General features: G+C 60.8%; 11 protein-coding genes. 4 read left to right on the top strand and 7 right to left on the bottom strand.

Going from position 1 to position 11,770, the window contains the following annotated elements:
* Nucleotides 1-173 precede the first annotated feature (173 nt).
* Nucleotides 174-800, bottom strand: coding sequence for a hypothetical protein (locus GOQ25_RS18290; RefSeq protein WP_160351909.1), 627 nt, complete (start codon nt 798-800; stop codon nt 174-176).
* Between the two features lie 237 nt (nt 801-1,037).
* Here GOQ25_RS18290 and GOQ25_RS18295 point away from each other — a divergent pair, with 237 nt between their 5' ends.
* The 4 genes from GOQ25_RS18295 to GOQ25_RS18310 all read left to right on the top strand — a co-directional run bounded on the left by GOQ25_RS18295 (nt 1,038) and on the right by GOQ25_RS18310 (nt 4,749).
* On the top strand, nt 1,038-1,970 hold the full coding sequence (locus GOQ25_RS18295) for a DMT family transporter (RefSeq protein ID WP_202109533.1): 933 nt from the start codon (nt 1,038-1,040) through the stop codon (nt 1,968-1,970).
* 192 nt (nt 1,971-2,162) lie between these two features.
* A complete protein-coding gene (gene ettA, locus GOQ25_RS18300) occupies nt 2,163-3,836 on the top strand; it encodes an energy-dependent translational throttle protein EttA (RefSeq protein ID WP_160351910.1) in 1,674 nt (557 codons plus the stop codon).
* 9 nt (nt 3,837-3,845) lie between these two features.
* Nucleotides 3,846-4,379: an isochorismatase family protein gene (locus tag GOQ25_RS18305; protein WP_160351911.1), complete on the top strand. Its 534-nt coding sequence runs from the start codon at nt 3,846-3,848 to the stop codon at nt 4,377-4,379.
* Between the two features lie 145 nt (nt 4,380-4,524).
* Entirely contained in the window at nt 4,525-4,749 is a 225-nt protein-coding gene (locus tag GOQ25_RS18310) for a glycine zipper 2TM domain-containing protein (RefSeq protein WP_160351912.1), read from the top strand.
* A gap of 177 nt (nt 4,750-4,926) precedes the next feature.
* Here the strand turns inward: GOQ25_RS18310 and GOQ25_RS18315 are convergent, their stop codons facing one another.
* The 6 genes from GOQ25_RS18315 to GOQ25_RS18340 form a co-directional block, all read right to left on the bottom strand.
* Nucleotides 4,927-7,269, bottom strand: a complete 2,343-nt coding sequence (locus GOQ25_RS18315) for an ankyrin repeat domain-containing protein (protein WP_160351913.1) — start codon at nt 7,267-7,269, stop codon at nt 4,927-4,929.
* Nucleotides 7,270-7,511: 242 nt separating this feature from the next.
* Nucleotides 7,512-7,748 (bottom strand): hypothetical protein, encoded by a 237-nt coding sequence (locus tag GOQ25_RS18320; protein ID WP_160351914.1) that lies wholly within the window; start codon nt 7,746-7,748, stop codon nt 7,512-7,514.
* Nucleotides 7,749-7,841: 93 nt separating this feature from the next.
* Nucleotides 7,842-8,111: a cell division topological specificity factor MinE gene (gene minE, locus GOQ25_RS18325; protein WP_160351915.1), complete on the bottom strand. Its 270-nt coding sequence runs from the start codon at nt 8,109-8,111 to the stop codon at nt 7,842-7,844.
* 3 nt (nt 8,112-8,114) lie between these two features.
* Nucleotides 8,115-8,930: a septum site-determining protein MinD gene (gene minD, locus GOQ25_RS18330; RefSeq protein WP_160351916.1), complete on the bottom strand. Its 816-nt coding sequence runs from the start codon at nt 8,928-8,930 to the stop codon at nt 8,115-8,117.
* A gap of 116 nt (nt 8,931-9,046) precedes the next feature.
* Nucleotides 9,047-9,880, bottom strand: a complete 834-nt coding sequence (minC, locus tag GOQ25_RS18335) for a septum site-determining protein MinC (RefSeq protein ID WP_160351917.1) — start codon at nt 9,878-9,880, stop codon at nt 9,047-9,049.
* 8 nt (nt 9,881-9,888) lie between these two features.
* Complete coding sequence (locus GOQ25_RS18340) at nt 9,889-11,652, bottom strand: glutamine--tRNA ligase/YqeY domain fusion protein (protein ID WP_160351918.1); 1,764 nt, start codon at nt 11,650-11,652, stop codon at nt 9,889-9,891.
* Nucleotides 11,653-11,770: the final 118 nt, after the last annotated feature.

The following is an 11,770-nucleotide window of genomic DNA, read 5'->3' on the forward strand; positions in this document are numbered from 1 at the left end:
GTCGGGTTGCGCGGGGCACCGGCCAGATCGCACGGGCTCGGCCCACGAGCAGGGGCCTCGGTCCCTTCGGGACTTCCCCGCGCTCAACAGGCCGGTGCCCCGCGCAACCCGACGCCCGGGACTCGCGTTTGCGGCTGACGTAGGGCGCTGGGAGGGCAGCGGGGCAGACTGCTCTAGTGCAGCGTGTGGCCGTTGGAGTTGACTGGGGGCGTGCCCTGAGCGCCGCAGTCGCAGTTTTCGTCGTGAGCGTGGTTGTGTTTGTTGGAGGCAGGATTTAACGATTGGGGCGGCTGTTTGGTGAGGGGTGCTGCTTCATCGTCTGCATCGGTTTCCTGCTCGTCGTCGTCCTCGGTATCCTCGTCTTCGTCATCATCGTCCTCTGGCAACGGCTCGTCCGTCAGCGCGAAGGGCAACATGTCGTTCAAATCGTCGGACCATGCGGTTTCTTCACCGTTTTGGTCCAGTTTCACGAAGCGCTCGCCTTCGTTCAACGTGATCTGAATCGCCCACAGGTACAGACAGTCGTAGGTGTCGTTATCGGCGGGGTCCAGGCCGCCGCGATTGCCTAGGACCTGCGCGTCCGGACCGCCTAATTGCACGTGGGGCTGGTCGTCATCTTTGGCGCCTTGCTGCACGGGGATGCCAAAGCTCACCCATTCAGTGCCTTCTTCACCCATGACGACTTCGGCCAGAACGGGTTTGCCCAGGTACGCACTGAGCGCATCGGCGGTTTTGGCGAGCATGTCCAGCTCTTGCGTAGTGAAACGCGGGGACGGGGCGACAGGGGTAGAGGCAGTCATGGTGAATCCTGGAGACAGTGCGCCGATGATCGAGGGCCGTTTGACGTGGCGCTGGCCGACGTGCGCGCCAAGCGCGCAAGGCGGCGTGACCGGGCGGCGTGTGTAAAGCGTTATTGTCGCGCGTTTCCAGCAGGGTTCAAGTTTTGCCGCGTGATCTCGGGTCCGGACCGTTAGTCCCGCCGGGGCAGGCAAAAGCCGTAAGCGCTATGATCGCGCCTTTGCTTGCGCAATGTAGTCATGTCGAACGCCAGTCCTGCCCCTTCCGCCCGCCACATGCTGTTTCCGTTGTTCGCGGCGTTGATCTGGTCGCTCAATATGGTGGTGACCAAGATGGCAGCGGATGTCATCGCGCCGGCTACGATTGGGTTTTATCGATGGGTGTTGGCGGGCGCTATTTTGACGCCGTTCTTGTTGCTGAGCGTGCTGCGAGATTGGCGCAAGATCGCACCTCACCTGGGAAAGCTGGCCGTGCTCGGCGCGCTAGGGATGGCGATCTATCAGGGGCTGACGTATGTGGCCGCGGCGACGACGACGGCTACACATATGGGGATCATCACAGCGATGGTGCCGCTGATCACGATTGCGCTGGGCTGCATCGTTCTGCGCGAATGGCCGGTGTGGACGGCGATTGCGGGCGGGGCGTTGTCGCTGTTCGGCCTGGGTGTGTTGTTGGGCGAAGGCAATCCGCTGCAGTTGCTCGAAGGTAGCGGCAGCGTCGGGGATGCGTTGATGGGCGTGGCTGCGCTGTCGTATGCGCTCTATGGCGTGCTGCTGCGGCGCTGGCCCTTGCCGATCGGCGTGTGGCAGTCCTTGTATGTGCAGGTGCTGTTCGGCATTCTGTTTCAACTGCCGACGTTCTTGATGGGACCGGCATCGCCGCTGAATGCGGACAATATTCCGCTGGTGTTGTACGCGGGGATTTTTCCGTCGCTGTTTGCACCGTATTTGTGGATGCAGGGCGTGCGGTATCTGGGGCCGAATCGGGCGAGTATTTTTCTTAATTTGATGCCTGTGGGCACGGTTGCCATTGCTGCCTTTACGCTGGGCGAGGTGCCGCACGGTTATCACATCATCGGCGGGGTGATGGCGTTGGCCGGCGTTAGCGTGGCGCAATGGCGTCCGCGTGGCAAAAAGCAGCGGCGCGGCGCGAAACCGTCAAGACCAGTCTGATCAGACCCGCGCCCTGACCGCCTCCCGCAAGAGGCAGGCGCAATCAGCCCGAGGTGAACTGCGCAACGGGGAGTGCCATGGCGTCGCGCGTGGCACATGACTCCCACTACCCCAGCGGTTCGGACCGCCCGCAGCACCCTTTCCGGCCTACAATCGAGGCTTCTTTGTGATTCGTCCATTTTTTACGAGCCCATGGCCCAATACGTCTACACCATGAATCGCGTCGGCAAAATCGTGCCGCCGAAGCGTCAGATTTTGCGTGATATCTCTCTTTCGTTTTTCCCCGGCGCCAAGATCGGCGTGTTGGGCCTGAACGGTTCGGGCAAATCGACACTGCTGAAGATCATGGCCGGCGTGGACAAGGAGATCGAGGGCGAAGCGATCCCGATGCCGGGTTTGAATATCGGCTACTTGCCGCAAGAGCCGCAACTCAATCCCGAGCACACCGTGCGCCAGTCCGTGGAAGAAGGCCTGGGCGCCGTGGTCTCGGCGAAAAAACGCCTCGATGAGGTGTACGCCGCTTATGCCGAGCCGGACGCGGATTTCGACGCGTTGGCCGCCGAGCAGGCTGAACTCGAAGCCATCATCGCCGCTGCCGCCTCCAGCGGAGCCGACGATATCGAACATCAGATGGAAATCGCCGCGGACGCGCTGCGTCTGCCGCCTTGGGACGCAACGGTGGGCAATCTGTCCGGTGGTGAAAAGCGTCGCGTAGCGCTGTGCCGCTTGCTGCTGTCCAAGCCCGATATGCTGCTGCTGGACGAGCCGACCAACCACTTGGACGCCGAAAGCGTGGAATGGCTGGAGCAATTCCTGCATAAATTCCCCGGCACCGTGGTCGCGGTGACTCACGATCGCTACTTCTTGGACAACGCCGCCGAATGGATCCTGGAACTGGATCGCGGACATGGTATTCCATGGAAGGGCAACTACAGCTCGTGGCTGGAGCAGAAAGAAAACCGCCTCAAGCAAGAAGAAGCCTCGGAATCCGCGCGCCAAAAGACCATCAAGAAAGAATTGGAATGGGTGCGTCAGAATCCCAAGGGCCGTCAAGCCAAGGCCAAGGCCCGTTTGGCGCGCTTTGAGGAACTGTCTTCCTACGAATACCAGAAGCGCAACGAGACGCAGGAAATCTTTATTCCCGTGGGCGAGCGCCTGGGCAACGAAGTCATCGAGTTCAAGAACGTCAGTAAGGCTTATGGCGATCGTCTGTTGATCGATGACCTGAGCTTCAAAGTGCCCCCGGGCGCGATTGTCGGCATCATCGGCGCCAACGGTGCTGGTAAGTCCACGCTGTTTCGCATGATCGCTGGCCGCGAGCAACCGGATTCGGGTACCGTCGAGCTGGGTAAAACCGTGCAGCTGGCTTTCGTCGATCAATCGCGCGACTCGTTGGAAAACAACAAGTCAGTCTTTGACGCCGTGTCGGATGGCGCGGACTTGATCACCGTGGGCAAGTTCGAAATGTCTTCGCGGGCTTACCTGGGCCGCTTTAACTTCAAGGGCGCGGATCAGAACAAACAGGTCGGGCAGTTGTCGGGCGGTGAGCGCGGTCGTCTGCATCTGGCCAAGACGCTCGTGGCGGGCGGCAACGTGTTGCTGCTGGACGAGCCGTCAAACGATCTGGACGTCGAAACCCTGCGCGCGCTTGAAGACGCGTTGCTCGAATTCCCGGGCAGCGTGATGGTCATCAGCCACGATCGCTGGTTCCTGGACCGTATCGCCACGCACATCCTGGCCTTCGAAGGCGAGTCGCAAGTGGTGTTCTTCGATGGCAACTACCAGGAATACGAGGCGGACAAGAAGCGCCGTCTGGGCGAAGAGGGTGCCAAGCCGCGCCGTCTGCGCTATAAAGCTCTGAAATAAGGGAACGCCATGCTGCTTGATGCCGCCGACTCGACCGTATTGATTGTGGATATGCAGGAACGTCTGATGCCCGCGATCATGCGTGCGGAAGACTCGGCGGCTCGAGCACGGGTGTTGGCTCAGGGCGCACAGCTGCTGGGCGTGCCTGTGCTGGCGACGGAACACAATGCCGACGCGCTAGGCGCGACGATTTCTTCGTTGCAATGCTGCGTGCAGTCGGTTTTCCACAAGCGTCACTTTTCCGCCGCTGGCGAGCCCGGTTTCGAGGCTTGGTTGCCGCCCGGGCGCAAGACCATACTGGTCGCCGGCTGGGAGTCGCACGTGTGTGTATTGCAGACGATACTTGGCTTGCAGGCGGCCGGCTGGCGGCCCGTGCTGGTGGCGGATGCGGCCAGTTCGCGTCACCAGTTTGATTACGACATCGGGATGCGGCGCATCCAGGCCGCAGGCGTCCCGCTCATCACCACAGAGATGGCCCTTTTTGAGTGGATGGGGTCTTGTGACCACACCCAGTTCAAACAGGTGTTACGGTTAGTGAAATAGCAGCTAACATTCCCCAGGGATGTCTTAGGGTTTGTCCTACCCATCGATACAATTTCTGGGCTTCCCTCACAGTCAACCCCTCTTCTTTTTGAGATTCTGAGAACTCGAAATAGCACGTGCTTGGAAGCGTGCATAGGAGCTTGTTATGAAAAACGTGAAAACTCTCTCGAAAGCTGGGTTGGCTCTGATGCTGGCGGTGTCCATGGCCGGCTGTTCATCGTGGGACAACATGAGCCGTCGTCAAAAGAGCACGGTCGGCGGTGCGGCCGCCGGTGGTCTGGCTGGCGCCGTGATCACCAATGGTGGTGTGCTGGGTACCGTCGGTGGCGCTGCACTGGGCGGCATCATCGGGGACCAGGTGGGGAAGTAAGTCTCCAAGGCGCGACCGCCCCGGGAAGGCAGAGCTCGGGACGCAGTGTCGAGATGGTGACAAGGCAGTTGAAGTTGCGCAGCACCCCAAGCGTTGGATAATAATCCGACGCTTGGGGTGTTTTTACTGGGCGTTCGCGCTGTACGGCACGGTCCAAACTATGGGGTGCGCCGGTGGTTAGATGGTCGTGTTGGTGCTGCCCTTCGCCTTCGCGAGTCGTTCCGTCGCCAATTTGTCCCTCACTACCGTCAATGCCAACCCTAATGTAGAGCGAGCATCATTCTCCCCATTCGCATGCAGGGCGCGCATCGCCCCGATGAAATCGGCGCCGGCGAGGATCATGCGTTGGGCCGCCAGCCGATTGCCGTCCCAGGCTAATGTCATCAGCGCGTCTTGTGTAGGAACACCAAGGGTGATCAGCGCGCGTAATTTCGCATCGTTGGCGGTATCTTCGGCTAGAGGGTTGATCAAGGAGGAAAACCGCATCGAGGATTGGCGAAGTACGGTATCAGTCAAGAATTTCACTTGGGCGGCTTTGGTGTCGGCCGCCATCGCATCATCATTCGCCAGCGTCAACAGGGCCTCCAGCAAGCTCGCGGGCTTCTGACGAATCAATCTAAACGCTCGCATGTCTTGTTCGCGCTGGGCTGCGCGCAGCAGTGCCATCGGCCACTCGGCGCCTATCGCTTCGAGGAGAGGTACATCGTCCTCCGAGACATCCACTAGCGCGTCATGGAGATTGACGCCGGCGGCCAGTAGCCGCCCCGCTACCTCGGCTTTGTTGTATTGCAACAGCTCTCTGATCGCAGACCCACCTCCTTCAGCACCCGAGTGCAGCAGGAGGTTGGCTAAAGGCAGATCGCCGATTTGTGCTGCTTCGACGAGGGCGCCAGTTCCCTTGCTGACGATGGAGAACAGCTGCTCGACACGTGTGAACTCGCCTTGCTTCACGAAAGCGAGGATATAGGGAGTCAAGGGGTCGATTCCCCATAGCCTCGTTGTGCGCATCGCGAAGGCGACCTTGAATAGATGACCGTCGTTAAGGTTTCCATCCGTCCAGGCCGCCATCATTTCATGAAGCAGTTTATTTGGCGATCCCACGCCCGTTTGGAGCAGCTTGCTGGTTCCGAGGCACCAGGCTGTTATGAGCATGCGCTTCAAATCAGCTTTAGCGCCGCCGCCTTGTAGCAGCCACGCCGCTTCGCCCGGTTTTCCAGCCGCGACGGTGTTTTCGATGGCAATACGTCGGTCATCGGTGGTTAACTGGTCGACATCGAGCTTACGTTCAATCAAAGCGTTGATGATCCCGGCGACAGATGGGTCATCATTGCTCAGCTCGCCTGGCGGTATGCCTGCGGCCATCAAGGTCGCGATGGCATCGCGGCCTTTACGCGGGTCGCGGCCCAACCTGTGGAGCAGCGTCGACGACGGCATGCCGGCGTCCATCAATGTCGTCAGCGCTGTGACGCAGCCGTCTGCCAGCAGATTCTTCAGTACGCCGGCATTGGGCTGCTTCAGCCCGGCCTTGTACAAACTTTTCAAGGCCGCGACATCGCGGTTGATCAAGAGCAGCTCCCACACCTTTGAGTCCCTGATTTGCCCATCGAGCAGCTTCAGCAGGCGGCTTATGCCGATCTCATTGTTGCGCTCGATAAACTTTAGCAAGGTGGCGACCAATGCGGGCGATGTCGGATTGGATAGTCGTCCATTTACTCGGGCGTCAACGACGATGAGCCTCTTCGCGTCCTTCAGAGCGTCAGCGTGGACCAGCTCACGTAGCGCAGTCTGCACGTCGGCGCCTCCGCTCACCAAGGTCGACAACTCCTGGTCAGTGCAAGTGCCATTTTTGAAGCGGGCCAAGATCAGTGCGGACCCGCTGACACCTAGCAGGTGCAATGCTCTGACGGCATTGGTATGTGCCGTCCTGGCCGCTAAAGACAGGCCGTCAGACAGGTTTGCACCCAACGACCGTAGCATGGCCAGCCCTTCGGCACGACCGCCGGGATGAGAGTCGAAGTGCAGGAAATCGACCATGGCCGACGTAGGGTTGGCGCCCGCTTCAACCAGTCGTTTTGCGGCTTGTACGTGTCCGTTTTGTGCGGCCGCGCAGAGCGCGTCCTCGAGTCTGCCGTGTACGCCGGTCTCAAGCAAGGCCTGCACGAGATCAGGGTCGTCGCGAAGCCCGGCGACGGCATGCTCCAATGGAGTACGGCCCTCGTCGTTGCGTGTGTTGACCAGGTCGAACCCCCATTGGTGATTTCGGTGAGCAATGTCGAGGGCGATAGCGCGGCAGCCGCGTCTGACCGCCACATGGAGGATATTTTCCCCGTTATCGAAAAGCCCGTTCGCGGACTCCGCGAAGAGGGGTCCGGACAATTCCCAGAAAGCCGCGACGTCGTCGCTAGCCAGGGCCTTCTCAAGAGCCTTGAGCGCTCCCGGATCAGGAGGTGTATCTTCGCGAACGCTGCCGGGCGTGACGGCGGGTACGAAAGGGGATGCGCAAGGCGAAACAGGTCTCATAAATCGACGCTTTGGAGAAACAGTGGCCGCATGGATCCATGAGCGCTGACCGCAGGGTCAACGCTTGTGGATTACCAATCGGAGAGACGTCACTGGTTCGCCGGCTTCGATGAAGGAGGAAACCTGCGCTGGAAAGCGGGCAGCCATCAGGCACAGTGACTGATGGCTTTGTAACGGCTACTGGGGGCGAGTTCCGTCGCGCGTAAGGAGAAGCTTGGCTGGCGCGGGCTGCTAACCGTTGTTTAACGGCTATTGACCCAATTCTCGGCGTCCTGCACAAACCAGGGCAGGTTCAGTTTCTCGCCTTCACCGGCCTGAATGGTCAGGCGCTGGCCAGACTGCGTGTGATCGGGCGGCGTGGGGTCGGCGCGATAGTCCACCGGATCCGGCTGACGGGATGGCCCGTTGGCGCACGCGGCCAGCATGATGCCGGTCGCTGCCAGAACGGCGAAACGCAGGGCGGGGCGCAAGGGCTTCATCGTGTTGGTTCCGGGTTTTAGGGGGACAGGCAGGGGGACTGCACGACGGAGGCCTGGTGCGGCCTCCACCGCGCTTCGATTGTCGCCAGAGGCTTAAGCCTCTTTGGCTTCCTTCTGAGGCATCTCGATTTTCACCTCCAACACTTCGAGGGTGTCCTGACGTTCCAGCTGTACCTTGATGTCTTCAGGATTGATGTTCACGTACTTGGAAATCACGGCCATCAGCTCTGCCTGCAGTTGCGGCAGATAGTCAGGCGACGTACCGCGCCCAGTGCGTTCGTGGGCCAGGATGATCTGCAGACGCTCCTTGGCAACGTTCGCGGAGGTCTTCTTCTGGCCAAGCAGAAACGACAGGAAAGACATTGCTTACTTCCCTCCGAACAGGCGCTTGAGCAAGCTGGGTTGCTTGTAGTCCGTGAAGCGCAGGGGTTTTTCTTCACCCAGGTAGCGCGCCACCACGTCCTTGTAGGCTTCTGCGACGTCGGTTTCGCGCAGGTGAATGGCCGGCAGACCTTGGTTGGAGGCCTGCAGCACCGCTTCGGACTCGGGAATCACGCCGATCAGCTTAATGCGCAGGATGTCCTCGATATCGGTCAGGGACAGCATTTCGCCATCATTGACACGCTTCGGGTTATAGCGGGTCAACAACAGGAATTCCTTGATCGGTTCGTCGCCTTCGATGGCGCGGCGCGATTTCGCCGACAGAATGCCCAGGATGCGGTCGGAGTCGCGCACCGAGGAGACTTCCGGGTTGGTCACGACCAGCGCGTCATCGGCGAAATAGGCCGCCATCAGCGCGCCCGCCTCGATACCGGCGGGGGAATCGCACACGATGTAGTCGAAGCCCATTTGCTTGAGTTCTTCGATGACCTTGCCCACGCCTTCTTGCGTCAGCGCGTCCTTGTCGCGCGTTTGCGAGGCGGGCAGGATGAACAGGTTCTCGAGGTTCTTGTCCTTGATCAACGTCTGTTTGAGCGAGGCTTCGCCCTGGATCACGTTGACGAAGTCATACACGACGCGGCGTTCGCAGCCCATGATGAGATCCAGATTGCGCAGGCCGACGTCGAAATCGATGACGACGGTTTTATGGCCGCGCATGGCCAGACCGGAGGAAAAGCTGGCGCTCGTGGTGGTCTTGCCAACGCCACCTTTTCCGGAAGTCACCACAACAATTCGTGTCATGACTGTTTAACCCTTATGTTCGAATAAATCGCGTTATCGTAAAGCAAAAAGCCATAAAAGGCTTCTTACAAGATGAGACCGCTCGTGTTTAAAACGGGCGGCCTTTCGTCACAAAATCATTTTTTCAGCGCATCGACGCGCAGCGTTTCGCCATCGAGCGATACGAGCGCGGGCTGATTATGCAGCGAACTGTCGAGTTTGGCTTCCACGACGCGGTACACCCCGGCGATGGCCAGCAGCTCGGCGTCGAGCTGTGTGGTGAAAATGCGGGCCGACGTATCGCCGCGCGCACCCGCCATGGCCTTGCCGCGCAACGGGCCGTACACGTGCACGTTGCCATCGGCGATGACCTCCGCGCCCTGGCTGACCATGCCGATCACGACGAGGTCCGTGTGGCGCGCGTACACGCGCTGACCGGAACGCAGCGGGCGCGTGATCACCATCGCCGTGCTGGGCGCGGCGTGCTCGGTTTGCGAGGCCGAGGCGGCTTTCGCTTGCGTCGCCGTGGCCGTGTCCTCGGTCGTGGTGGCGGCCGGGGCCGGCGTAGGTTTGGTTTCTAACGCGCTTGCCGCGACAGCGGGCACCGGGGTGGCAACATGATTCGCGGGCGCGACTTCCACGGCGGGCGCGGGCCTGCTGACGGGCGTGGACAGCTCCACCGGCGCCAGCCCAGCTGTCTTCGCCGCAGCGAGGTTCGCGCCTTCGGCGACCACGCCTATCGAGGGCAGGTTGTGCTCGCGCAGGGCGGCCAACAGCGCGGGCCAGTCGATCGGGTCTGCGACGCGGCTCGCGTCGATCACCACCGGCTCGTTTTCGAAAAAGCTGCCCGCGTCGGCCATGCGTTGCTCGAGCGCCGCGACCAGCTGCTTGAGGTCAGCGCTATGCAACACCACGCGGATCGCATAGAGCGTGGCGCTTTTGAAATCCAGGGCTAGGGAATCTGTAGTCATGGCGTCGCTCAGGCCGCGGCCCACGAGTCACGCAGCGTGACGACACGGTTGAGCACCGGCGCTTGCGGCGTGGAGTCTTTGCTGTCGGCCGTGAAATAGCCCAGGCGTTCGAACTGCCAGGTCGCGCCGGGGGAGGCGATGGTGCCGGGTTCCAGCCAGGCGTTCACGGTTTCGCGCGACTTCGGATTCAGATAGTCGAGGAATTCCTTGTCGCCGGCATCCGGATGCGGATCGGCGAACAGGCGGTCGTACAGATGTACTTGCGCCGGCACCGCGTGTTTGGCGCTGACCCAGGTGATGTTGCCCTTGACCTTGACGCTGTCCGCGCCCGGGGTGCCGCTCTTGGTGTCGGGCAGATACTCGGCATGCACTTCGGTGATCTGGCCGGATTCGTCCTTGGTGAAGCCCGTGCAGCGCACCACATAGCCGTATTTCAGGCGAACCATATTGCCGGGGAACAGGCGGAAATACTTCTTCGGCGCTTCTTCGCGGAAGTCATCGCGTTCGATCCACAGCTCCCGCGAGAACGGAAATTCGCGTTTGCCGGCTTCCGGATCGTGCGGATTGCGGGGCGCAGTGCAGAGCTCTTCTTGACCTTCCGGATAGTTGGTGATGATGAGCTTTAGCGGGTCCAGCACCGCCACCGAGCGCGGCGCGACCGGGTCGAGTTCGTCGCGCACGGCTTGTTCGAGCAGGCTGTAATCGATGCGCGAATCGGATTTCGACACGGCCGTACGGTCGCAGAACAGGCGGATGGCCGAGGGCGGATAGCCGCGGCGGCGCATCCCGAACAGGGTCGGCATGCGCGGGTCATCCCAGCCGTCCACATAGCCCTCGCGCACCAGCTGTAGCAGTTTGCGCTTGCTGGTGACGATATAGCTCAGATTCAAACGGGCGAATTCGTACTGGCGCGGCAGCGGTTCGGCCAGTTTGCCGAGTTCGGCCAGTCGCGCCAGGATCCAGTCGTAGAACGGACGCTGGTCTTCGAATTCAAGTGTGCAGATGCTGTGCGTGATGCCCTCGAGCGCATCCTCGACCGGGTGCGCCCAGCTGTACATGGGGTAGATGCACCACTTGTCACCCGTGCGATGGTGCGTGGCGTGACGCACCCGGTACATGACCGGATCGCGCAGGTTGATGTTGGGCGAAGCCATGTCGATCTTGGCGCGCAGCACCAGGCTGCCGTCGGGATACTTGCCATCGCGCATCTCTGCCAGCAGGCGCGAGGATTCCTCGGCCGGGCGGTTGCGCCAGGGCGAGTCCACGCCCGGCTCGGTCAGGGTGCCGCGATTCAGGCGGATCTGTTCCGGCGATTGTTCGTCTACATAGGCATGGCCCGCCTGGATCAGCGCCTGGGCGAATTCATACATGAATTCGAAATAATCGCTGGCGAAATACAGGTTCTCGTTACCGTCGGCTTTCCAGTCAAAGCCCAGCCATTTCACCGCCTCGATGATCGAGTCGACGTATTCCTGGTCTTCTTTTTCAGGGTTCGTGTCGTCAAAGCGCAGATGGCAGACGCCGCCGTATTCCTGCGCCAGACCGAAATTGACGCAAATGCTCTTGGCGTGGCCAATATGCAGATAGCCGTTGGGCTCCGGCGGGAAACGGGTGCGGATGCGGGCGGGGTCCGGCTGGCCCTGGGCCTGCACAGAGGCCGGGCCGGGCACGCCAGCCCAGCGCTTGCCCTGATAGCGGTTGGCCTTCAGGTCATCGTCGATGATGTTGCGCAGAAAATTGGTGGCGGCAGGCGTGTTGGAAGCGGTGGTCATGCTATGAGTGTAATCAAGAGGGCATGCAGCAAAGGATCAATTTTGCCACGTTCGCTCACCAATGCCTGCGTTATCCCGGGTCCCCGGATGTGAAAACAGGCTCTACACTACCGGCCAT

Source organism: Bordetella sp. 15P40C-2 (assembly GCF_009763235.1).
Classification (GTDB): Bacteria; Pseudomonadota; Gammaproteobacteria; order Burkholderiales; family Burkholderiaceae_B; genus Bordetella_A.

Coding starts and splice junctions, on each gene's coding strand:
- GOQ25_RS18295 (WP_202109533.1), top strand. CDS start 1,038: ATGTCGAACGCCAGTCCTGCCCCTTCCGCCCGCCACATGCTGTTTCCG.
- GOQ25_RS18320 (WP_160351914.1), bottom strand. CDS start 7,748: ATGAAGCCCTTGCGCCCCGCCCTGCGTTTCGCCGTTCTGGCAGCGACC.
- GOQ25_RS18315 (WP_160351913.1), bottom strand. CDS start 7,269: ATGAGACCTGTTTCGCCTTGCGCATCCCCTTTCGTACCCGCCGTCACG.
- minC (WP_160351917.1), bottom strand. CDS start 9,880: ATGACTACAGATTCCCTAGCCCTGGATTTCAAAAGCGCCACGCTCTAT.
- ettA (WP_160351910.1), top strand. CDS start 2,163: ATGGCCCAATACGTCTACACCATGAATCGCGTCGGCAAAATCGTGCCG.
- GOQ25_RS18340 (WP_160351918.1), bottom strand. CDS start 11,652: ATGACCACCGCTTCCAACACGCCTGCCGCCACCAATTTTCTGCGCAAC.
- GOQ25_RS18290 (WP_160351909.1), bottom strand. CDS start 800: ATGACTGCCTCTACCCCTGTCGCCCCGTCCCCGCGTTTCACTACGCAA.
- GOQ25_RS18310 (WP_160351912.1), top strand. CDS start 4,525: ATGAAAAACGTGAAAACTCTCTCGAAAGCTGGGTTGGCTCTGATGCTG.
- minD (WP_160351916.1), bottom strand. CDS start 8,930: ATGACACGAATTGTTGTGGTGACTTCCGGAAAAGGTGGCGTTGGCAAG.
- minE (WP_160351915.1), bottom strand. CDS start 8,111: ATGTCTTTCCTGTCGTTTCTGCTTGGCCAGAAGAAGACCTCCGCGAAC.
- GOQ25_RS18305 (WP_160351911.1), top strand. CDS start 3,846: ATGCTGCTTGATGCCGCCGACTCGACCGTATTGATTGTGGATATGCAG.